Annotated in this window: 22 protein-coding genes and 1 pseudogene; 9 read left to right on the top strand and 14 right to left on the bottom strand. The window is 71.7% G+C overall.

Features of this window, described 5'->3' with window-relative positions; translation table 11 throughout:
* Positions 1 to 59 precede the first annotated feature (59 nt).
* Together ACFHW1_RS25315 and ACFHW1_RS25310 are read left to right on the top strand one after the other, a co-directional pair.
* A complete protein-coding gene (locus ACFHW1_RS25315; RefSeq protein ID WP_416616277.1) occupies positions 60 to 1,280 on the top strand; it encodes a hypothetical protein in 1,221 nt (406 codons plus the stop codon).
* Entirely contained in the window at positions 1,277 to 1,969 is a 693-nt protein-coding gene (locus tag ACFHW1_RS25310) for a hypothetical protein (RefSeq protein WP_416616276.1), read from the top strand. The genes ACFHW1_RS25315 and ACFHW1_RS25310 overlap by 4 nt, the downstream gene beginning before the upstream one ends.
* 86 nt (positions 1,970 to 2,055) lie before the next feature.
* Here the strand turns inward: ACFHW1_RS25310 and ACFHW1_RS25305 are convergent, their stop codons facing one another.
* The 4 genes and pseudogenes from ACFHW1_RS25305 to ACFHW1_RS25290 form a co-directional block, all read right to left on the bottom strand.
* The gene (locus ACFHW1_RS25305) at positions 2,056 to 2,307 is read right to left on the bottom strand and encodes a DUF397 domain-containing protein (protein WP_416567962.1); all 252 of its coding nucleotides are present in this window, start codon (positions 2,305 to 2,307) and stop codon (positions 2,056 to 2,058) included.
* Positions 2,302 to 2,376, bottom strand: a pseudogene (locus tag ACFHW1_RS25300) (DUF397 domain-containing protein); the annotation flags it as partial. The pseudogene ACFHW1_RS25300 and the gene ACFHW1_RS25305, both read right to left, overlap by 6 nt.
* Positions 2,373 to 3,245, bottom strand: a complete 873-nt coding sequence (locus tag ACFHW1_RS25295) for a helix-turn-helix domain-containing protein (protein ID WP_416616274.1) — start codon at positions 3,243 to 3,245, stop codon at positions 2,373 to 2,375. The gene ACFHW1_RS25295 and the pseudogene ACFHW1_RS25300, both read right to left, overlap by 4 nt.
* Before the next feature lie 255 nt (positions 3,246 to 3,500).
* Positions 3,501 to 3,659: a hypothetical protein gene (locus ACFHW1_RS25290; RefSeq protein WP_416552007.1), complete on the bottom strand. Its 159-nt coding sequence runs from the start codon at positions 3,657 to 3,659 to the stop codon at positions 3,501 to 3,503.
* Positions 3,660 to 3,876: 217 nt separating this feature from the next.
* Here ACFHW1_RS25290 and ACFHW1_RS25285 point away from each other — a divergent pair, with 217 nt between their 5' ends.
* Positions 3,877 to 4,323, top strand: coding sequence for a hypothetical protein (locus ACFHW1_RS25285; RefSeq protein ID WP_416552008.1), 447 nt, complete (start codon positions 3,877 to 3,879; stop codon positions 4,321 to 4,323).
* Positions 4,324 to 4,587: 264 nt separating this feature from the next.
* Here ACFHW1_RS25285 and fahA read toward each other — a convergent pair whose 3' ends face one another.
* Positions 4,588 to 5,793, bottom strand: a complete 1,206-nt coding sequence (gene fahA / locus ACFHW1_RS25280) for a fumarylacetoacetase (RefSeq protein ID WP_416552009.1) — start codon at positions 5,791 to 5,793, stop codon at positions 4,588 to 4,590.
* Positions 5,790 to 6,647: a hypothetical protein gene (locus ACFHW1_RS25275; protein WP_416552010.1), complete on the bottom strand. Its 858-nt coding sequence runs from the start codon at positions 6,645 to 6,647 to the stop codon at positions 5,790 to 5,792. Before ACFHW1_RS25275 ends, fahA begins: the two co-directional genes overlap by 4 nt.
* A gap of 94 nt (positions 6,648 to 6,741) precedes the next feature.
* On the opposite strand from ACFHW1_RS25275, the gene ACFHW1_RS25270 reads away from it, so the two are divergent.
* On the top strand, positions 6,742 to 7,911 hold the full coding sequence (locus ACFHW1_RS25270) for a homogentisate 1,2-dioxygenase (protein WP_416567939.1): 1,170 nt from the start codon (positions 6,742 to 6,744) through the stop codon (positions 7,909 to 7,911).
* Between the two features lie 6 nt (positions 7,912 to 7,917).
* On the opposite strand, the gene ACFHW1_RS25265 is transcribed toward ACFHW1_RS25270, so the two are convergent.
* From ACFHW1_RS25265 to ACFHW1_RS25250, 4 genes are read right to left on the bottom strand one after another with little or no spacing between them, the layout of a single operon-like run.
* Complete coding sequence (locus tag ACFHW1_RS25265; RefSeq protein ID WP_416552012.1) at positions 7,918 to 9,105, bottom strand: tetratricopeptide repeat protein; 1,188 nt, start codon at positions 9,103 to 9,105, stop codon at positions 7,918 to 7,920.
* A 9-nt stretch (positions 9,106 to 9,114) separates the two neighbouring features.
* Positions 9,115 to 9,600, bottom strand: a complete 486-nt coding sequence (gene ispF, locus ACFHW1_RS25260; protein ID WP_123603802.1) for a 2-C-methyl-D-erythritol 2,4-cyclodiphosphate synthase — start codon at positions 9,598 to 9,600, stop codon at positions 9,115 to 9,117.
* 25 nt (positions 9,601 to 9,625) lie between these two features.
* Positions 9,626 to 10,351 (bottom strand): 2-C-methyl-D-erythritol 4-phosphate cytidylyltransferase, encoded by a 726-nt coding sequence (gene ispD, locus ACFHW1_RS25255; RefSeq protein ID WP_416616272.1) that lies wholly within the window; start codon positions 10,349 to 10,351, stop codon positions 9,626 to 9,628.
* A 52-nt stretch (positions 10,352 to 10,403) separates the two neighbouring features.
* The gene (locus tag ACFHW1_RS25250; RefSeq protein WP_123603804.1) at positions 10,404 to 10,889 is read right to left on the bottom strand and encodes a CarD family transcriptional regulator; all 486 of its coding nucleotides are present in this window, start codon (positions 10,887 to 10,889) and stop codon (positions 10,404 to 10,406) included.
* A gap of 328 nt (positions 10,890 to 11,217) precedes the next feature.
* On the opposite strand from ACFHW1_RS25250, the gene ACFHW1_RS25245 reads away from it, so the two are divergent.
* A complete protein-coding gene (locus ACFHW1_RS25245; RefSeq protein ID WP_416616270.1) occupies positions 11,218 to 12,003 on the top strand; it encodes a hypothetical protein in 786 nt (261 codons plus the stop codon).
* Between the two features lie 26 nt (positions 12,004 to 12,029).
* On the opposite strand, the gene ACFHW1_RS25240 is transcribed toward ACFHW1_RS25245, so the two are convergent.
* From ACFHW1_RS25240 to ACFHW1_RS25230, 3 genes are read right to left on the bottom strand one after another with little or no spacing between them, the layout of a single operon-like run.
* Positions 12,030 to 13,127 (bottom strand): type III polyketide synthase, encoded by a 1,098-nt coding sequence (locus ACFHW1_RS25240; protein WP_416567937.1) that lies wholly within the window; start codon positions 13,125 to 13,127, stop codon positions 12,030 to 12,032.
* Positions 13,124 to 14,293 (bottom strand): acyl-CoA dehydrogenase family protein, encoded by a 1,170-nt coding sequence (locus tag ACFHW1_RS25235; protein WP_416616268.1) that lies wholly within the window; start codon positions 14,291 to 14,293, stop codon positions 13,124 to 13,126. The genes ACFHW1_RS25240 and ACFHW1_RS25235 overlap by 4 nt, the downstream gene beginning before the upstream one ends.
* A 42-nt stretch (positions 14,294 to 14,335) precedes the next feature.
* Entirely contained in the window at positions 14,336 to 15,073 is a 738-nt protein-coding gene (locus ACFHW1_RS25230; protein WP_416552016.1) for a methyltransferase domain-containing protein, read from the bottom strand.
* Positions 15,074 to 15,120: 47 nt separating this feature from the next.
* Here ACFHW1_RS25230 and ACFHW1_RS25225 point away from each other — a divergent pair, with 47 nt between their 5' ends.
* The 4 genes from ACFHW1_RS25225 (at position 15,121) to disA (ending at position 19,511) form a co-directional block, all read left to right on the top strand.
* Complete coding sequence (locus tag ACFHW1_RS25225) at positions 15,121 to 15,960, top strand: UbiA family prenyltransferase (protein WP_416552017.1); 840 nt, start codon at positions 15,121 to 15,123, stop codon at positions 15,958 to 15,960.
* A gap of 139 nt (positions 15,961 to 16,099) precedes the next feature.
* Positions 16,100 to 16,756: a hypothetical protein gene (locus ACFHW1_RS25220; RefSeq protein ID WP_416552018.1), complete on the top strand. Its 657-nt coding sequence runs from the start codon at positions 16,100 to 16,102 to the stop codon at positions 16,754 to 16,756.
* An 11-nt stretch (positions 16,757 to 16,767) separates the two neighbouring features.
* Positions 16,768 to 18,225, top strand: coding sequence for a DNA repair protein RadA (gene radA, locus ACFHW1_RS25215; RefSeq protein ID WP_416552095.1), 1,458 nt, complete (start codon positions 16,768 to 16,770; stop codon positions 18,223 to 18,225).
* 59 nt (positions 18,226 to 18,284) lie between these two features.
* Positions 18,285 to 19,511 (top strand): DNA integrity scanning diadenylate cyclase DisA, encoded by a 1,227-nt coding sequence (gene disA, locus ACFHW1_RS25210; protein WP_416552019.1) that lies wholly within the window; start codon positions 18,285 to 18,287, stop codon positions 19,509 to 19,511.
* 73 nt (positions 19,512 to 19,584) lie between these two features.
* Here disA and ACFHW1_RS25205 read toward each other — a convergent pair whose 3' ends face one another.
* The gene (locus ACFHW1_RS25205) at positions 19,585 to 20,352 is read right to left on the bottom strand and encodes a hypothetical protein (RefSeq protein ID WP_416552020.1); all 768 of its coding nucleotides are present in this window, start codon (positions 20,350 to 20,352) and stop codon (positions 19,585 to 19,587) included.
* Positions 20,353 to 20,355 lie beyond the last annotated feature (3 nt).

The following is a 20,355-nucleotide window of genomic DNA, read 5'->3' as shown; positions in this document are numbered from 1 at the left end:
CCATCGCCGGCGCAGTAGGCAGCCGGCGATGTGTCGGACGGCCCCGAGAAGGAGAGGCGATGCGTTTCAACCCGCTCGAAGAAACCGGTATCCCGCTGGAGAAACAGCTGCGGAGCTGGTCGGAACTCAACGTCGAGCCGTACGAGCCGCACGGGGTCGATCCGTACACCCGGTGCCGGGTGATCGTGATGAACGGGATCGAGGTGGAGGCGATCATGTTCAGCCACCAGATGAACCGGCACGTCGACGACCTCGAGTTACGGCAGAAGCTCGCCTACCTGCGCTACATCGAGCAACAGCAGCAGAAGGCGGTCAACTGGCTGATCCCCGGCCAGGAGTCGGTGCTGGAGGTCGTGCTCGGGTACGAGCAGGTGGCGACCGACATCACCGCCTGGGTCGCCCGCAACGAGCCCGACCCGTACCTGCGGCAGAACTACAAGTTCGGCCTGCTGGAGGACTTCGACCACCTCTACCGCTACTCCAACCTCTACGAGCTGACTCAGGGCAAGAAGGCGGAGGCGATCGTCGACTACCTGACCGAGGTCATGCCGGGGCGGCCGACGTCGCACCACCACCGCCACCCCGAGGACAACATCCGCAAGCACTACGACAAGCACACCGTCGACCCGCTGTCGCGGATGCACGCCATCACCATCACCGCCGCCGAGCAGCAGACGATGAACTACTACATGAACGTAGGGCCGGAGTTCGTCGAGCCGATCACCCGCGGCCTCTACCTGGAGATCGCGATGGTGGAGGAGGAGCACGTCACGCAGTACGAATCGATGCTCGACCCGGCGGAAAGCTGGCTGGAGCAGCTCGTCCACCACGAGTACAACGAGTGCTACATGTACTGGTCGTTCGCCCAGGACGAGGACGACCGCCGGATCAAACAGGTCTGGGAGCTGAACCTGGCGATGGAGATCGAGCAGCTCAAGGTGGCGGCCGACCTGCTGCGCCGCTACGACGGCCGGGAGCCGGAGCAGATCCTCCCCGCCGAGATGCCCCAGCCGACGAAGTTCCAGCCGAACAAGGACTTCATCCGCGAGGTGATCGCCGAACAGGTGGACATCACCACGTTCGGCACCGGTTTCGTCGCCGAGTGGCCGGAGCGCTACATCAAGCACATGGCGACGGTCAACGCCGGTGGCGCACCCAGTGAGCAGGTCATCGACGAGAACGCGCAGCGCAACGGCCGCGAGTACCGCAATATCACCGACGGCCCGTACCCGGCCGAGCAGTACGCCCGCGAGAAGGTTCGAGAGGAAGTCGTGCGATGACGCGCAGTGCCTTACGTACCGAGACCGGCGCGATGATCAAGCCGGGCCCGATGGCGACGGTCACGCCGGAGCGGGCGGTGGACGACGAGCAGTTGGCCGCCTTCGCCGCCGGCAGCGGCCTGAACGGCCCGTTCCTGGCCGATCAGCTCTCCGCGTGGATGACCCACGACCTGATGGGGGTCTGCCTGTTCGGCATGCTGGCCCGGCGCACCCCCAACCCGATCCTGGCGGGGCTGTACAACCGGCTCAGGACCTCGGCGACCGAGCGGATGCAGACCTGGGAGGCGCTGATCGGCGAGCTGGGCGGCATGCCCAAGTACGTCAGCCCGACCGCCCGGATGACCGGCGGCATGGACGAGAAGATCATCGCGTCGTTCCTGCTGAACGGCTCCGGTGACGAGCTGACCTTCGAGACGGCCGGGCTCAACGCCGCGTTCGCCACCCTGTCACTCGACGTACTCAACGCGCAGTCGCTGACGAACTGCGCCGAGAAGGCCGGCGACAGCCAGGCCAGGCAGGTGATGCAGGCGGCTGCCACCCGGCTCAGCGGGTCGGCGCAGGAGGGCCTGTCCGAGGTCGAGAAGGCGTTGAGCGCCAGCATGCTCCTGCAGCTCAGCAGCGGTACGGCGCAGAAGGTGATGCAGGGCATGGACAAGGCCGCTAGCAAGATCAAAAACGCGCTGCGCTGACGCCGATGTGAGGCTGAGATACCTATCCCGTTTGCCGATAGGTATCTCAGCCTCACATCGTGAGGGCCGTCGCCGGTAGCGAGCGGTCAGGCGGTGAAGGTGCTGGTTCTGGTGGCGGTGATGAAGGCGGACCAGCTCGCCGGGGATATCACCAGCACCGGCCCGGCCGGGTCCTTGGAGTCCCGCACGCCGACCACCCCGCCCAACTCGTCGGCCACCTCGACGCACTGGCCCTGATCGTTGGAACGGGTGCTTTTGCGCCAGGTGGCATCGGCCACCTCGACACAGTCGCCCTGATCATTGGAGCGGCTGCTCTTGCGCCAGGTGGCGTCGGCCACCTCGACGCAGTGGCCCTGGGCATTGGAACGGGTGCTCTTGCGCCAGGTGGCGGTGGACAAATCGATCATGACTCGTACTCCTTTGCGGTCCGGGCGAGGAGGTCACGTGTCGCGGCCTGACCCAGCGCGGCGGCCGCCAGGTCATCGAAGGCCATCGTATAAGAATCGGCTTCATTAGGGCGGTCCAAATAGAGCGCGCCGGTGAGGCCCTCGACGTAGACGGTGGTCGGCTCCAGCTCGGCGGGGAAGTCGAGCATCACGAAGCTGCCAGTCAGAGATCCGCTGTGGACACCGGCGCTGAACGGGATCAGTCGGATCGAGACGTTCGGCAGTTCGTCGACCTGGATCAGCCGGCGCAGCTGGGCGGCCATCACCACCCCGGAGCCGACCGGGCGACGGATCGCTGCCTCGTCCAGCAGGATGTCGAACCGGGGTAGATGCGGCTCCATCCGGGTGAGCAGCTTTGCACGCTGCAGCCGTGCCGCCACCCGCTGCTCGATGACCTCGGGCGACAGGCGCAGCGGGTTGCGCGTGAACACCTCGGTCGCGTACCCGCGGGTCTGCAATGGGCCGGAGATGAGGTCGACGTGGTACTCGCGGAGGTGGGAGGCGGCCTCCTCCAGGCCGATGAACAGCTCGAACCAGGACGGGATGCTGGCGTAGTCGTGCCACCAGCCCTTCTCCTTGGTCTTCGGGGCCAGCGCGGCCAACGCCTCGACGGTCTTCAGGTCCGCGCCGTACAGCTCGCAGAGCAGCACCACGTCCTCGGCGCGGATCGGCACCTCACCGCGCTCCATCCGCAGCAGCTTGGTCGCCGACCAGTCCAGCTCCCGAGCCGCCGTGGTCTGCGGGACCCGGGCCAGCCGCTCACGCAGCCGACGCAGCTCCCGACCGAGCTGGCGTCGCGGGACCGACGAGTTCAACAGGGCCGAGGACATTGGTGCCACCTCCTGGAATTGATCACCTGCGGATTGATCATGCACGTCTGGCAGGTCAACTCTCGGTCGACCGAGGTCTATTCGACTGACTGGCCATATCTCTACCACATGGCTCCGACACTGTTGCGTTGGCGCAGATTGACCGACAGACTCTTCTTCGTTCGGGAACGGGATCGAAGCGCCGCAAATCGGCGCTGACCTTTCGTCGACGAATACGGCATGACCGATCGGTGGGCCGGCAAACCATCCGAACGGTCAGCGCCGTTCTCCCCAATCAGGCGTGGCGGCCGGCACGGCACCCCCGAGCCGTCCGGCCGCCACGCCGCCGGAGAAACCCCAGCTCACCACGCTTACGCGAGAGGGTGAAGCGATGTCGTCAATCAGCTTCGGGATCGCCATGATCAGCTCCGCCATGATCGGATTTCTCGCCGGTCTGCTGAGCTTCAAGGTGAAGAGTCGCTGGTGTCCGGACTGCGGAGCGATGACCTACCCGCAGCCGCCACCCCCGCCGGAGTAGACCCAACGCCGCAGCACCGCCGACCTGCGTGCAATTTCCACGGCAACCAGTGAAATCGCAGAAAAGTAGTCTCGGACGGCTTTCCCGGACGGCAATACTGACGCGAGGAGAATCATGGCGTACCGCAATGACAAGCCCGACCGGTTCACCCGCCGGCCGCAACCGTCGGAACAGATCAACCGACGGCCCACAGCGGGCCGCCCGCCGCTGCCGAGCCGGGTTCCCGGCGAGACTGACATCGACACCGACCCGCGCTTCAACCTGGTCGGGGCGCGCGGCGTCGCTCCGGCACCCCGCGACGGCAGTCACGACCGGATCGACGACGGGCACGGTCACGCTGGCGACGGGCCGCAGTCGGACGGCGACCTGGCGCTCGTCGCACAGATCGCCAAGCGGATGGCCGAGCGGCACATGCCGGACCGGACCGGCGGCTGCCGGCACTGCGGAGGCACGTACTGCGAACTGTTCCTGGAGGCGCTCGCGGTGCTGGACCGGCGCGACCAGGCCGCCGCCCGACGCATCCGGGCCGTCCTGCAGTACGCCGGCCTCACCCCACCCTGACCGGCACCGCCCTGACCCGCGCCACCCTGGCCGAGCACCGCCCTGGCCACGCCCGGCGAACACCGCCGGCGCTGGCTCGCGCCCCGGTGTCCTCCGTGATCCGCCCGTCGCGGACCTGGACGACGCGGCCACAGCGGGCGGCCAGCCTGGATCGTGGGTCGCGATGTGAGGCTGAGATACCTATCGGCGAGTGGGATAGGTATCTCAGCCTCACATCGTGACGTCTGCCGGGATGGTGACAGAGGCGGCGGTGGCTCGACCGGATCAGGCAGCGGGCGCGACGGTGCCGGTGACCTCGCCGAAGCCGATCGTCGTGCCGGCCGGGCCGGGGGCGGTGGCCGAGATGGCGACGGTGTCGCCGTCTTCGAGGAAGGTGCGCTCGGACCCGTCGTCCAGTTTGATCGGCTCGGTGCCGCCCCAGGTCAACTCCAGGAACGAGCCGACCTGGTCACGCCGTTCACCCGAGACGGTGCCGGAGGCGTAGAGGTCGCCGGTGCGCAGCGACGCGCCGTTGACGGTCAGGTGCGCCAACTGCTGCGCCGGGGTCCAGTACATGCCGGCGAACGGCGGCTCGCTGACCCGGGTGCCGTTCCACTCGACGACGATCGACAGGTCCAGGCCGCGCCGTGACGACTCGCGCAGATAGTCCAGCACCGGCGGGTCCTGCGACGGGGCCGGCACCCAGGCGTGGTCGAGGGCTTCCAGCGGCACCACCCACGGGCCGACCGAGGTGGCGAACGACTTGCCCAGGAACGGGCCGAGCGGCTGGTACTCCCAGGCCTGGATGTCGCGGGCCGACCAGTCGTTGACCAGGGTCACCCCGAACACGTGGTCGGCGAACCGGTCGGTCGGCACCGGGTCGCCGAGCGCGGTCGGCACCCCGACGACGAAGCCGACCTCGGCTTCGATGTCGAGCCGGCGGGACGCGCCGAAGACCGGGCCGTCGGAGCTGCGCCGCTGGCCGCTGGGGCGCACGATCGGCGTACCGGAGACGACGACGGTGCCGGCCCGGCCGTGGTAGCCGATCGGCAGGTGCCGCCAGTTGGGGGTGAGCAGCGGCTGCCCGGGGCGGAAGATCTGCCCGACGTTGCTGGCGTGCTGCTCGGAGGAGTAAAAGTCGACGTAGTCGCCGACCGCGAACGGCAGCACCAGATCCACCTCGGACAGAGGGATCAGCAGCGGCTCGACGGCCGACCGGTGCTCGGTCTCGGTGAGCAGCTCGACGATCCGCCGCCGCACCGTCGTCCACTGTGCCCGGCCGAGGGCCAGGAAGGCGTTGAGGGTCGGCTCGCACAGGGCGCCGCCGGCGAGGATCAGGTCGGCATCCTCCGCGCCGCGCAGGTCGAGCACGAAATCGGCGATCCGTACGCCGAGCCGCCGCTCACCACCACCGCGGCGGAAGGCACCGTACGGCAGGGTCTGCACCCCGTACGGTGAGCCGTCGGCACCGGGCACCCAGCAGGTCGTCACGCGAATCCTCCGTTGATCAGCCCCAGCCGGACCAGGTCGGTCAGCGGGTCGGTGATGCTGCACGACCCGAAACCTACCCAGAGCGGCCGGTCGGCACCGCCGCGCGTACGGGCCGGCTCGATCAGCCGGGCGGCGTCGGCGGTGGCGAGCAGCTCGGCGACCTCGGCAACCTCGGCGCCCTCGGCGGCGGTGATCGTGGCGGCGAGCACGTTGAGGAAGCCGTGGTGGGTGAAGCCGGTCTCCGGGTCGGTGTCGCGGATGGCGTGGTGCAGCCCGGCGGTCAGTTTGAACGGCAGCGCCCGGTCGCGGCAGGCGCAGATGACGGCGGCCAGCTCGACCGGGGTGGGGAACAGTTCGGCGGCCAGCCCGCCGGTGCGGAACTTGGCGGCGACGTCGACGCCGCCGGCCCGCGCCTCGGCGAGGCTGTCCAGGGCGGCGAGCAGCCCCCAGGTGAGCGGCACCTCCGCGTACCCGCTGATCTTGGGCCAGCCGGCCAGGGCGGTGAGCAGCGCGCGCAGGCCGGGCTGCGGGTCCTCGCCGCGTTTGGCGACGGCGACCTCGACCTGCCGGGGCCGGATCCGGTCGGTCGGCAGCGCTTCGACAGCGGCCGGCAGCGCGGCCACACCGGTGTCGCCGATCAGGCCGATCTCCAGTTCGTCGCCCGGCCCGACCAGTCGCCGGGCCGCGTCGATCTCGGACGCGGGCAGCAGGAACGGGCCGACCAGGTCGGTGTACCAGGCGGTGCGGTGGCCGCGGTGCGCGGTGATCGCGTCGGGCAGGTCGGCGTTGCCCGGCGGGAAGACCGCAGCGTCGTCGACGAGGCCGGTGAAGATCCTGGGTACCTGCATTGACACGCCTCTGAACCTAGTGGATTCTACGATTAACGGACAACAGCGTCCGATTATCGGACACTACCGGCCGGTCAACGGGGAGATACGGAGGGTAATCATGCCCTACTACCGCAGTGTTGGCGAGATCCCCCGCAAGCGCCACACCCAGTTCCGCCAGCCCGACGGCAGCCTGTACGCCGAGGAGCTGATGGGTCAGGAGGGCTTCTCGTCCGACTCGTCCCTGCTCTACCACCAGCACCTGCCGACCGCCATCGTCGCCGCCGAGCCGTACCAGCCGGCCGCACACCGCCGGCTACCGAACCACCCGCTCACCCCACGCCACCTGCGAACCCACAAGCTGGACACCGGGCACACCGACGCCGTCCTCGGCCGGCAACCACTGCTCGCCAACGACGACGTGCGCGTCTCGTACGTCGTCGCCGACCGGCCGTCCCCGCTGTACCGCAACGCCACCGGCGACGAGTGCCTGTACGTCGAATCCGGTGCTGCCCGCGTGGAAACCAGCTTCGGGGTGCTCGGCGTCACCTCCGGCGACTACGTGATCATCCCGACGTCGGTGGTGCACCGGATCGTGCCCGTCGACGACGTACCGCTGCGGCTGCTCACCGTCGAAGCGACCGGCCACATCGGACCACCCAAGCGCTACCTGTCGGTGCGCGGCCAGTTCCTGGAGCACTCACCGTACTGCGAACGGGACATCCGCGGGCCGGGCAAACCACTGCTGGTCGACGGCACCGACGTCGAGGTCTACGTGCGGCACCGGCAGGGCTGGACCCGCCACGTGTACGCCCAGCACCCGTTCGACGTGGTCGGCTGGGACGGCCACCTCTACCCGTGGGCGTTCAGCATCTACGACTTCGAGCCGATCACCGGCCGGCTGCACCAGCCGCCGCCGGTGCACCAGACCTTCGCCGGCCCCAACTTCGTAATCTGCTCGTTCGTGCCGCGCAAGGTCGACTACCACCCGCAGGCGATCCCGGTGCCGTACAACCACCACAACGTCGACTCCGACGAGATGCTGTTCTACACCGGCGGCAACTACGAGGCGCGGCGCGGCTCCGGCATCGAACAGGGCTCGATCTCGCTGCACCCGGCCGGGTTCACCCACGGGCCGCAGCCCGGCGCCGTCGAGCGGGCGCTCGGTGCCGAGCACTTCGACGAACTCGCCGTCATGGTCGACACCTTCCGTCCGCTGGACCTCAGCGACGCGGCACTGTCCATTGAGGACACCGGGTACGTCTGGACCTGGGCCGGCAACGCCCGCTGACCGGCCCTACCGCCGACCGCTGGCCTGGCGCAGCACCATGAACTGGGCGACGGCGGCCGCCACGATCGCCGACACCAGCAGCCACGGGGTGGCGATCGCCGCGTAGCAGAAGATCAGCACCGGGGCGGCGGCCGCCGCGTACACCGCCGTCGCCAGCCGGCGGTCCACCAGCTGCGACACCACCTCGAGGATCCGGCCACCCGGCACCCGCCGGGCCAGGATCCAGATCAGCACGAACCCGCCGAGCGCGGCGACCACCGCCCAGCCGCGCGACGCCGCGCTGCCGGCCAGGCAGGCCACCGTCACCGCCGCGATCATGCTGTAGCCGGCACCGATCAGCACCAGCCGGCGCAGCTCCTCCTCGGGCGTCGGCGGCCGGTCGAGCCGGGGATCCATCGGTGCCGACCCGGGCGGTGCCGGAGCCCACCGAGGGGATCGGGCCGGCGCGGGCGGTGGGGGCGGTGCCATCGCGGTGGCCCGTTCGGCGAGCACCGCCAGCTCGGCGGCGTACCGCCGCTGTTCCAGGTGGATCACCCCGACGTCGTGCTGCGCCTCACCGATCAGCGGGTCCAGCCGCAGCGCCTCCCCGTAGGCCCGGTGTGCCAGGTCGAACAGCTCCAGCCGGGCCCCGACCAGCCCCAGCACCAGATGTGCCTGGGCGTCCTGCGGGGCCAGCTCCACCCCCCGCCAGGCGGCGTTGAGCGCCGGCTGGCCGTTGCGCGAGCCGGCCAGGATCGCCGCCCCGCTGCGCTGGGCGTACGCGTCGTCCGGATACGTCGCCAGCAGGTCGGTGGCGAGCCGGGCGGCGTCGGCGTACCGCAGCAGGTCGATCAGCGCCAGCCCGCGTACCACCAGCAGGGCGACCCGGTCCGGCGGGCCGGGTCGGGCAGCGGCGCCGGTGCCGGCGTCATCGGCGTCGGCCGGTGTGGTCGCCGCCGCTGCCTCGGCCGACCACGGGTTCGGCACGTCGTCCGCCCACGCGTCGATCGCGGCGAGGGCCTGCTCCGGGCGGTCGGCGGCGAGATGCACCCGGGCCAGCATGATCCGGGCGGCCACGCTGTCCGGGTCGAGGGCCACCGCGAACCCGATCTCACCGGCGGCTTCGTCGTAGCGGCCCAGGTCGGCCAGCAGCCCGGCGCGCTGCAGGTAGCCGTCGACGTCGGTGGGCGGCTCGGGGGAAGACTCGCTCGACACCTGTCGAGCCTATCCGGGCGGTCCGGACGGATAGACGAGCGCGACCGCCAGGCCGGCGAGGCCCTCGCCCCGGCCGGTCAGCCCGAGCCCGTCGGTGGTGGTGCCGGAGACGGTCACCGGCGCGCCGGCGGCGGCGCTGAGCAGCTGCTGCGCCTCGGCCCGCCGGGGACCGATCTTCGGCCGTACGCCGATCACCTGGATCGAGACGTTGCCGATCACGAAGCCGGCGGCGACCACCCGGCGGGCCGCCTCGGCCAGCAGGTCGACCCCGGCGGCACCGGCCCACTGCGGTTCAGCGACACCGAAGTTGGCGCCGAGGTCGCCGAGGCCGGCGGCGGAGAACAGCGCGTCACAGGCGGCGTGCGCGGCGACGTCGCCGTCGGAGTGCCCGGCCAGCCCGGTCTCGCCCGGCCAGTGCAAGCCGGCGACCCAGCAGGGCCGGTCGGCGGCGAAGGCGTGCACGTCGGTGCCGACACCCACCCGGGGAACGATCATCGCGCTGGCTCGGTCTGCAGGGCGATCATGAGGGCAGGGTACGGGTCGCCGGTTCGGTGGCGAGCAGGTGCTCGGCGATCACCAGATCGAACGGGCGGGTGATCTTGAGCGCCCGTTCTGAACCGGGCACGCAGAGCACTGGTACGCCGATCTTCTCCACCAGACCGGCGTCGTCGGTGTGCGGATCGACGGCGTCGGCGTGGGCGGCGGCCAGCACGTCACGCCGGAACCCCTGCGGGGTCTGCACGGCCCGCAGCGTCGACCGGTCGACGGTGGCCAGGACTGTCTCGTCGGCGTCCACCGACTTGATGGTGTCGACGACCGGGAGCACCGGGATGACGGCGTCGGCGCCGGCCCGGACCGCGGCGGCGACCGAGTCGACCAGGTCGGGTGGGGTGAGGGCGCGGGCCGCGTCGTGCACCAGGACGATCTGCGGGCCGGCGGGAACGGCGGCGAGCGCGGCGGCCACCGAGGCCTGCCGATGTGCGCCGCCCGGTACCACGATCAGCGGCAGACCGGCGACGACCGGGGCGAGCAGGCCACGGACGGCGGCGACGTCGTCGGGTGGGGCGGCGACCACGATCACTGCGACCGAGGAGGCGGCGGCCAGTCGACGCACCGCGTGCACCAGCAGCGGTACGCCGCCGAGTGGTCGGAGTGCTTTGGGTGCGCCGGGTCCGAGCCGTACCCCGGAACCCGCCGCAGGAACGAGGACCGCGACGTCACCGCGTTGCTGGAAGTGCGCGGTCACGTCGCGGTCCTCGGTGCAGGTGGCAACAGACTATCTATGGGTGGAGAGTTGCCTACGCGTCGGTGAGCACCTTGTCGAGCAAGGTCTCTGCCTCGTCCTTAGTGCTCTTTTCCGCAAGCGCGACCTCACCGACCAGGATGTCCCTGGCCTTGGCGAGCATACGCTTCTCGCCTGCGGACAGCCCTCGCTCCCGCTCCCGACGCCACAGGTCACGAACGACCTCGGCGACCTTGAGCGGGTTTCCGGATGCCAGCTTTTCGAGGTTGGCCTTGTATCGCCGCGACCAGTTGGTCGGCTCCTCGGTGTGCGGGGCGCGGAGGACATCGAAGACCTTGCCGAGGCCTTCTTCGCCAACCACTTCGCGCACGCCGACGATCTCGGCGTTCTCGGCGGGAACTCGCACCGTCAGGTCACCCTGCGCAACCCTGAGGACGAGGTACTGCTTCTCCTCGCCCTTGATGACACGAGTCTCGATTGCCTCGATGAGTGCGGCCCCGTGGTGGGGGTAAACAACGGTCTCGCCGACACTGAAAACCATAGGTTCGAAGCCCCTTTCGCTGTGTCTAGGGTAACACGCTCAGGCACCGATGTCCCGTCACAGTCTGAGCCGTAAGCGCAGGTCAGAGGGGCTGTGAGAGGTCTTTCTCGAGCTTGACACGCAACCGCCAGTAGATTTTGAACACGCTAAGTAACAACCAGATCAGCAGTCAGCTAACTGGTCGGACGTGCCAGATGGGACGCGTTTCGGCACTTCCAGCATATCGTCCGGCCGCTTCCCGCGCCCCGGCACTGGCGGAACCGCGTTCGTTGCGAGACCCTGATACCTAGACCCCGATCGACCCGGTGGGCGAGCGGCTGGGGGTGCTGTGGGCAGGACAGGCAACAACGGTGATGGGTGGTCGGACGGCGCCGGGGCGCCCGACGACCTGCCCGAGATCCCGCCCGAGTGGGGCCCGATCGTCATCCCGGACGATCCCGGGGCGCTCGCCGAAGAAGCGGCGCAGGTCCGCCGGGAGCTGCACCGCACCCGCCGGCGGGACCACTGGCACCGGCGGTTCGGCATCCACCCCGGCGACACCGGCCGGGCCGGCGGCCGCGGGCACCGGCCACACGAGATCGCCGCCCTCCGGCTGCCGTTGATCATCATGCTGGTGGCCGTTCTCGCCGCAATGATCAGCATGTTCTCCGTCGCCTGGTCCGACCGGCCCCAGCCCACCGCCAGCCCGACACCATCGGCTCCCGCTCCCCTGCCCGACCGCCCGCTGCCCGCGCTCGACCTGATCGACGACTCCGGCGCATCGGTCCCGGTCCGCTCGCTACTGCCGGCGGCGATCCTGCTCGTTGAGGGCTGTGAGTGCGCCGACCAGATCACCGCCGCGGCCGCCGCCGTCCCGGCCGGGGTCTCGGTAATCGCCGTCACCAGCGGCGCCACCTCCCCCGGCACCCTGCCGCCGGCGCTCGCCGACAGCCTCGGCACCCATCTGCTGGCCGACCCGGCCGCCGGGATCCGAAACTTCGTCGACATCCCGGCAACCGTCGGCACCGCCACCGTGCTGCTGGTCACCGAGACCGGCGAGGTCATCCGGCTGGTGCCGCAGGCCGACTCGGTCGGGACGTACCGCGCCGATCTGGCCCTGCTGGTCGGCCCCTGACCCAGCCCGCTGCCGCGCGCGGCGGGTCAGCGGTTGAGCAGCGCGGCGTAGAGCGTCAGGCCCGGACCGAACGCCAGCATCACCACGTGACGCGGCGGCGGTCCCGCCCGCCGTAACCGGTCCAGGATCAGCAGTACGGTCGGCGACGAGCAGTTGCCGTACGCCGCCAACGTCTCCCGGGACGCCGACATCGCCGCGTCGGACAACCCCAGCTCCCGCTGCACCACGTTGAGGATCCGCGGCCCGCCCGGGTGCACCGCCCAACCGTCCACCTGCGACACGGCCAGTCCGTGCCGGGCCAGCAGATCACCGACCAGCGCCCGTACGTGCACCGACAACACCTGCGGCACCCGGGGCGACAGACCCATCCGGAAACCGAGGTCGGTCACCTCCCAGGTCATGTGGTCGGCGGTGGAGGCGTCAGTGGCCGACACGACCTCCCGTACGGCGTAACCGCCGGGCGGCGGCGGGCCGCCCGGCCCGTCGGTCGGCGTCAGCACCACCGCCGCCGCCGCGTCGGAGAACAACGCGTGCGCCACGATCTGCTGAGTGTCCACCCGGCGGGCCGGCGGCTGGATGTGCAGGCTGGTCAGCTCGGCGCAGAGCAGCAGCGCCGGCCGGCCCCGGGCGGTGACGAAATCGGCGGCCGCGCCCAACCCGGGCAGCGCCGCGTAGCAGCCCATGTGCCCGACGAACAACCGCTGGGTGTCGGCGGCCATGCCGACGTCCCGGGCCAGAATGATGTCCAGGCCGGGCGTGGCGTACCCGGTGCACGAGCAGACCACGAACAGACCGATCTCCCCGGCGGTCAGCCCGGCCTGGGTCAGCGCCCGGTCCACCGCCTCCTTGCCCAGCGGCAACGCCTCGATCTGGTAGCGGCGCATCCGCCGCTCGGTCGGCCAGTCCGCGACGTCCTCCAGCAACGGGCTCACCGCCGCCTGCCGGGTACGTACCCCGGAGTTGGCGAAGATCCGCTCCGCGAGCGCCCGGGTGCCGCCGTCGTACCGAGCCGCGAAGAAGTCCCGCCACAGCTCGTCCTGGCTGGCCGACGGCGGCAACGCCAGCCCGAGCCCGACCACCGCGGCCGACGACCGGCCCGCCACCGGGTCCGGCGACCGGCTCACCACCGGGGTGCCGATCCGTCGCGGTCCGGGTCTCCGCCGATCGTCGCCACACCGAGCCAGTCGGCGCAGACGTCCGACGTCGGCGGATGCAGCGCACCGCAGCGGGCGTCCCGGTAGAGCCGTTCCAGCGGATGCCCCCGGCGGGTCGCCGAGGTCCCGGCCGCCTCCAGCATCGACGACGCCACCTCGGCCGCCGTGCCGCCGGCGACCAGTTTGGCCCGCCACACCCACTGGTTGGTCGCCGGGTCGCCCGGTTCGGCGTCCACTCGACGGGCCGCCTCCCGTACCGTCAGCAGGGCTGCGGCGGCGGCCGCGTCCGCCCGGCCGATCCGGGCCCGGACCGCCGGCAGGTGGGTCAACCCCCGCTCGGTGAGATGCTCCACCGCCGCGTCCACCGCCGCCCGGGCCACCCCGGCGTAGACCGCCGCGTAGCTGGCCACCATCCAGTGCGGCATCAGCTGGGCCACCACCAGGGCCAGCCCTTCCACCCCGCCGAGCAGGGCCCGCGGGCCGACGGTCACGTCCAGGTGCAGGTCGTGCGAGCAGGTGGCCCGCATCCCGAGCGAATCCCAGCTCTGCTCCACCCGCAGGCCGGGCGTATCCGCCGGGACCAGGAACTGCGACACCACCGACTGGTTGTCGGCGTGCCGGGCAGCGACCAGGTACCCGCAGGCGTGACCGGCCCCGGAGCAGAACGCCTTGGCCCCCTTGATCTGGTATCCACCGTCCACCCGGTGGTAGACGGTGGACAACTGGGAGAGCCGGGAGCCGGCGCCCCGCTCGCTCATCGCCACCGCGTACCAGGCGCCGGCGGCCGCGTCGGCGAGCAACTGGTCCCGGGCCGCCAACGCCTCGTCCGGCAGCCCCATCGCCTCGGCGAGGTTGTCGTCGACCGCACCCAGCGCGCCGGTCACCGAGGCGTGCATGTTGAACACCAGCGCGGTGGCGCCGTTGCCCCGGGCCAGCTCGTACGCCACCTCGGCGTAGTCGGCGAAGCCGGCGCCCCGCCCGCCCAGCCGCTGCGGGACCATCAACCCGAACAGCTGCTCCTGCCGCAGGTCGGCGAAGTCCGCCACCGGGAAGGTGCCGGCCCGGTCGTGTTCACCCGCCCGCGCCGCCAACCGTGGCACCACCCGCCGCGCCGCCGCCAGTGCATCCGCAACCATTGCCGCCCCTTCCGCCGTCGACCTGCTCACCTGCTCGTCCGCTCAGCCCGCCTTGACCCCCCTGCCTTGGTAGAGCACCGAGGTGGACCAGGTCGGCACCATCCGCCGCCGGGGTTTCCAGAGTGCCCGGTCGGGAGCCGATCGGTGCAACGGCGCGCGCATCAGCCAATCGATCAGGCTGGAAACGCTCGGTCTCAGGCCGCGCACCGCCAGCCGTACGCCGTGCCGGGCGCACTCGGCGACCAGCCGCTGCGGACGGACGAACAGCGCGGGGTCGTGGATACCGCGGGGCGCGACCGGCAGGCGTTCGCCCAACTCGACCGCGATCAGCCGGCTGGCCAATGTGGCGTTCAGGGTGTCCAGCACCAGCAGCCCGCCGGGCCGCAGCACCCGGCACGCCTCGGCGACCGCCGCCGACAGATCCGGTACGTGCTCCAGCAGCTCCCCGGCGGAGACCACGTCGGCCACCCGGTCGGCCAGCGGCAGCCGGGTCGCGTCACCGCGTACCGGGTCGACACCGTGCCGGGCCGCCAGCCGCAGCGCCGAACCGACCAGGTCGACCCCGACGTGCCGGTAGCCCTTGCCGCGCAGATGGGGGGCGAGCAGACCGGCCCCGCAACCGACGTCGACCAGCACCGCCCCGGGCCGGGCCGCCGGTGGGATCAGCCGGGCCCGCGCCTCGGCGATCCAGTGCAGCATCTCGAACGCGCCCGCCGGCCGCCACCACTCGTCGGCCAGCACGTCGTACTGGCGGGGATCGTTCGGCGGCAGATCCGGCATTGACTGAGCGTGGCATGACCAGCCGGTAACGGCCACACTTGGCGGATATGTCGCGCCGCGTGTCCGCATTGATCAAGGCCAGCCACCCCGAACCGGCGGTCGCGGTCACCACCGTGACCGCCCTGCTGGCCTGGGGCGTCGGTCACCGTCCGGCCGGGATCGTGCTGGTCGCCGCCACCGTCGCGGCCACCCAGCTCGCCGTCGGCTGGACCAACGACTGGCTGGACGCCGGTCGCGACCGGCAGGCCGGACGGGCCGACAAGCCAATCGCGACCGGCGTGGTCAGCCGGCGCACGGTGGGCGTCGCCGGTCTGGCCGCCGCGCTGGCCACCCCGTTGCTGGCCGCGCCGACCGGGCCGGCGGCGACGTTGTGCATCACCGCCGCGCTGCTCAGCGCGCTGGCCTACAACTGGCCGTTGAAGTCCACCGCCGTGTCGGTGCTGCCGTACGCGTTCTCCTTCGGGGCGCTGCCTGCCTTCATCGTGCTGGCCCTGCCGGGCGCGCCCGCGCCACCGGCCTGGCTGGTCACCGCCGCCGGGCTGCTCGGCGGCGGCGCGCACTTCGCCAACGTACTGCCGGATCTGGCCGACGACGCCCGCACCGGCGTGCGGGGCCTGCCGCACCGGCTCGGGGCCACCGGTTCGGGGGTCGCGGCGGCCGGGTTGCTCTTCGCCGCCACCGTGACGCTGGTCGTCGGCCCGCCCGGGCCGCCGTCGTGGGCCGGCCTCGCCGCGGTCGCCGGCACCGCAGTCATTCTGCCGACCGGCTGGTACGCGGCCCGGCGGGCCGCCCGGCGGGCCGGCCGGTCGGACGGCGTCTTCCGGGCGGTGCTGGTGGTCGCCGTGATCGACGTGGTGCTGCTGGTGGCCAGCGGCCCGGTCGGGTGAGCGCCGCCGGGCCGGCCCGGTCAGGTGAGCGCCGCCGGTCACGGATTATCGGGTCCGTGGCGGGGCGCGGATCACCGCCAACTACCCTGGAGCCGGCCTGCGCGGGGCTCGTCGCCGCGCCGTGACAAGGAGGACCGACGTGACGCCCTCGACCAGGGGACACCGCCGAGTCGCGGTGCTGTTCGCCGGCGCTGCCGTGGCCAGCGGCCTGCTGCTCAGCGGCTGCGGTGCCGGCCAGCTCGCGGAGACCGCGACCAAGGCGACGGCGATCAACGGAGTCAACCTCGAGTCGCCGGACGGCGCGGTGTCGGTACGCGACCTCTCGGTGCCCTACCCCGGAGTGGAGGGCTACCCGGCCGGCGGCAGCGCGCCGGTCGAGGTCGGGCTGTTCAACAACACCAACGACCCGGTCACGGTACGGATCAGCGCCGCCCCGGTCACCGACGATGACTGGGCGACGGTGGTCGGGGCCGAGACGGTGGTGATCGGCGGCTCCGAACAGACCAGCGGGCCGACCCCGTCGCCGGAGCCCGGCACCGTCGAAGTGCCGCAGCCGGACCCGGGCCGGGACGCGATCGTCCAACTGCCGGCCAACGGGTGGGCGCTGTTCAGCACCGACGATACCCAACCGCTGCGGGTGACCGGGCTGGCCGGCCCACTCGCCGCCGGGTACTCGGTGAATCTGGCCTTCGAGTTCAGCACCGGCGGCGCGCCGCTGGTGGTCGCCGCGCCGGTGGACATGCCGCTCACCCCGGCCCCCCGCGCGCCCGCCGAGCACGACGAGGAAGAGCACTGAGCTCGCGGTCGATCCCCCGGGGCGCCGGCGGCACCGGAGCGGGGCGCGGTGGCGCCGCGCCGCGCAGCCGGGCCGCGTCGCGTGAGCCCCGGCCCGCGTACGAATGCGACGCGTGCGGGCACCAGCCGCCCAAATGGGTGGGCCGGTGCCCGGAATGCGGTGAATGGGGATCGGTGATCGAATCGGTGGTGAGCGGCCCGGTGGTCTCCGGCCGGGTGGTCAGCACCCGGATGCCGACCGAACCGGCCCGGCCGATCGCCACCATCAGCGCCGCACCCGCCAAGGCCCGGCCGACCGGCGTCGGCGAGCTCGACCGGGTGCTCGGCGGCGGCCTGGTGCCCGGCGCGGTGGTACTGCTGGCCGGTGAGCCCGGGGTCGGCAAGTCGACCCTGCTGCTCGACGTCGCCCAACAGTGGGCCGCCGGTGCCGGAAGTCCGTCACTGGTGGTCAGCGGCGAGGAGTCGACCAGCCAGGTACGGCTGCGCGCCGAGCGGATCGGCGCACTGCACGAACGGCTCTACCTGGCGGCGGAGAGCGACCTCGGGGTGGTCCTCGGTCACCTCGACGCGGTCCGGCCGGGTCTGCTGGTGCTCGACTCGGTGCAGACCATCTCGATGCCCGGCTCGGACGGTATCCCCGGCGGCGTCACCCAGGTCCGGGCGGTCACCGCCGCGCTGGTCGCGGCGGCCAAGGAACGCAACATCGCCACCGTGCTGGTCGGCCACGTCACCAAGGACGGCCAGGTCGCCGGCCCCCGGGTGCTGGAGCACCTGGTCGACGTGGTGCTGCACTTCGAAGGCGACAAGCACTCGTCGCTGCGGATGGTACGCGGCATGAAGAACCGGTTCGGTGCGGCCGACGAGGTCGGCTGCTTCGAGATGCACGAAGGCGGCATCAGCAGCCTGCCCGACCCGTCCGGGCTGTTCCTCACCCGCTACACCGAACCGGTCCCCGGCACCTGCGCCACGGTGGCGATGGAGGGCCGGCGGGCCCTGGTCACCGAGGTCCAGGCGCTGATCGGGGCGACCGTCGCCGGCTCGCCCCGGCGTACCGTGTCCGGGCTCGACGGTGCCCGACTGGCGATGGTGCTGGCGGTGCTGCAACGGCGTACCGAACGGCTCACCCTGCACGACCGGGAGGTGTTCGCAGCGACGGTCGGCGGCATCCGGGTGGTGGAGCCGGCCGCCGACCTCGCGGTGGCGCTGGCGGTCGCCTCCGGCGGGCTCAACCTGGCCGTCTCCCCGCAGCTGGTGGCGATCGGCGAGGTCGGGCTCACCGGTGAGGTGCGCCGGGTCGGCGCGGTCGCCCGGCGGCTGGCCGAGGCTGCCCGGCTCGGCTTCCGGTACGCGCTGGTACCGCCCGGTACGGCCGGTTCCGGCAGCGACCCGCTGCCGCCGAACATGCAGGTCAGCGAGGTCAACGACGTACGGGCGGCATTGCAGGCCGCAGCGCGCGCCTCAGCCGGCTGATCCGGTACGACAGTAACCGCGGGAGCACCCACCGCACGGCGGTCCGTAGACTGTTGCCCGTGGCGATCGACCGCGATGCGAACAAGACTGCCAACGCCGGCCCCGGTGCCGGCGCGGCCGGCCGGGTCGGTGCCGTCGGTACGCCGGCGCGCACCGGTGCCGTCGGCACCCCGGCACGCACCATCAGCGCCGGCACCTCGGCGCTGACCAGCCCGGCGGCCACCGGAGATCCGCTGCGGGCCAACCTGGCGCTGATGGCGCCCGGTACCGCCCTGCGTGACGGGCTGGAACGGATCCTGCGCGGCCGGACCGGCGCGCTGATCGTGCTCGGCCACGACAAGCAGGTCGATTCGCTGTGCACCGGGGGCTTCCCGCTCGACGTCGAGTTCTCCTCCACCCGCGTCCGCGAGTTGTGCAAGATGGACGGCGCGGTGGTGCTGTCCAGCGACGGCACCCGGATCGTCCGGGCCGCCGTGCATCTGATGCCGGACCCGTCCATTCCAACCGACGAGTCGGGCACCCGGCACCGCACCGCAGAACGGGTCGCCCGACAGACCGGCTACCCGGTGATCTCGGTCAGCCAGTCGATGCGGATCATCAGCCTCTACGTCAACGGTCAGCGGCATGTGCTGGACGACTCGGCCGCCATCCTGTCCCGGGCCAACCAGGCGTTGGCCACCCTGGAGCGGTACAAGCTGCGGCTGGACGAGGTGTCCGGCACACTCTCCGCCCTGGAGATCGAGGATCTGGTCACCGTCCGCGACGCGGTCGCGGTGGTGCAGCGGCTGGAGATGGTCCGACGGATCGCCGACGAAATCGCCGGGTACGTCGTCGAGCTGGGCACCGACGGCCGGCTGTTGGCGCTGCAGCTCGACGAGCTGATGGCCGGCGTGGACGCCGACCGGACCCTGGTGATCCGCGACTACCTGCCCACCGTACGCAAGGCGCGAACCCTGGACGAGGCCCTGGTCGAGCTGGATCTGCTGACCGCCACCGAGCTGATCGACCTGGTCGCCGTGGCCAAGGCGATCGGGTACGCCGCCTCCACCGAGGCGCTCGACGCGGCGGTCAGCCCGCGCGGTTTCCGGCTGCTGGCGAAGGTGCCCCGGCTGCCGGTGTCGGTGGTGGACCGGCTGGTCAACCACTTCGGCAGTCTGCAACGGCTGCTCGGGGCGACAGTGGAGGACCTGCAGGCCGTCGACGGCGTCGGCGACGCCCGGGCACGCAGCGTACGGGAAGGTCTGTCCCGGCTGGCCGAAGCGTCGATCCTGGAGCGCTACGTCTGACGCGCCACGTCTGAAGCGCCACGTCCAGGCCGTGCCGGAATCGGCGTAACTGCGCGAGGGACGTACCCGGGCGTCAGCCGGTGATGGTGATCACAAACGGCTCGCTGACCTTCGAGCCGAGTCGGGCGAATAGCTGATACTCGCCGGCAGCCGGATGCTCACCGGCCGCGACGTTGTTGGCGCACTCGCTCGCCGCCCTACCGTTCCAGGCCACCTGGTAGTCGCGGGCGGCGCCGGGCCCGAAGGCGCGCACGTCGGTGCCCCGGGCAGCTCCGCAGGTGTCCGACGACCAGATCAGCTCCGCGCCCCGCTTGAGGTACAGCTCCTGCGGGTCGGCGCCCACATCCCGGTCGCAGGTACGGCTGGACACGTTCTGCACCCGCAACCGCAAGGCCAGGGTGACGCCCTTCTGGGCGGTGGCCTGCGAGGCTGCCGCAGTCAGCAGGATCTCGTCGTCGGTGCAGGTGCCGGCGGCCGGACCGGCCGGGCCGCCAGGGAGGTTCTGGTCGCCGACGCCGGGCTGCCCGCCGCCGGTCGTGCCGTCGTCGCCCGAACCACCGCCGGTGCTGCCACCACCTGCGTCGCCAGCGTCGCCGTTGCCGACGGTGTCGGGGTCGTCGCCGTCGTTGGTGTCACCATCCGCCGGCTGCGGGGACGAGGTGGTCGGGGTGAGCAGCTCACCGGACGGGGTCGGGGTGGGATCGGCCTGCGACCGGCCAGTCTGGTCGGAGCCGATGCACGAGTAGGCCACGATGAACAGCAGGAGCAGCAGCGCTCCGAGCACGACGGCACGTCGCCGCCAGTAGATGGCGGGTGGCAGCGGGCCAACCGTCAGTCGCATGAT

This window comes from Micromonospora sp. LOL_014, assembly GCF_048060245.1.
Lineage (GTDB): Bacteria > Actinomycetota > Actinomycetes > Mycobacteriales > Micromonosporaceae > Micromonospora_E.
Note: the sequence above shows the minus strand (reverse complement) of the source record. Positions and strands in the feature narration are given on the sequence as shown.

Excerpts from the sequence above, each read along its gene's own strand:
- ACFHW1_RS25290 (WP_416552007.1), bottom strand. The coding sequence starts at position 3,659 with ATGGCGGAGCTGATCATGGCGATCCCGAAGCTGATTGACGACATCGCT.
- ACFHW1_RS25295 (WP_416616274.1), bottom strand. The coding sequence starts at position 3,245 with ATGTCCTCGGCCCTGTTGAACTCGTCGGTCCCGCGACGCCAGCTCGGT.
- ACFHW1_RS25250 (WP_123603804.1), bottom strand. The coding sequence starts at position 10,889 with ATGGTTTTCAGTGTCGGCGAGACCGTTGTTTACCCCCACCACGGGGCC.
- ACFHW1_RS25205 (WP_416552020.1), bottom strand. The coding sequence starts at position 20,352 with ATGCGACTGACGGTTGGCCCGCTGCCACCCGCCATCTACTGGCGGCGA.
- ACFHW1_RS25310 (WP_416616276.1), top strand. The coding sequence starts at position 1,277 with ATGACGCGCAGTGCCTTACGTACCGAGACCGGCGCGATGATCAAGCCG.
- ispF (WP_123603802.1), bottom strand. The coding sequence starts at position 9,600 with ATGATCGTTCCCCGGGTGGGTGTCGGCACCGACGTGCACGCCTTCGCC.
- ACFHW1_RS25315 (WP_416616277.1), top strand. The coding sequence starts at position 60 with ATGCGTTTCAACCCGCTCGAAGAAACCGGTATCCCGCTGGAGAAACAG.
- ACFHW1_RS25225 (WP_416552017.1), top strand. The coding sequence starts at position 15,121 with ATGTCGCGCCGCGTGTCCGCATTGATCAAGGCCAGCCACCCCGAACCG.
- ACFHW1_RS25285 (WP_416552008.1), top strand. The coding sequence starts at position 3,877 with ATGGCGTACCGCAATGACAAGCCCGACCGGTTCACCCGCCGGCCGCAA.
- ACFHW1_RS25270 (WP_416567939.1), top strand. The coding sequence starts at position 6,742 with ATGCCCTACTACCGCAGTGTTGGCGAGATCCCCCGCAAGCGCCACACC.
- ACFHW1_RS25235 (WP_416616268.1), bottom strand. The coding sequence starts at position 14,293 with ATGGTTGCGGATGCACTGGCGGCGGCGCGGCGGGTGGTGCCACGGTTG.
- ACFHW1_RS25230 (WP_416552016.1), bottom strand. The coding sequence starts at position 15,073 with ATGCCGGATCTGCCGCCGAACGATCCCCGCCAGTACGACGTGCTGGCC.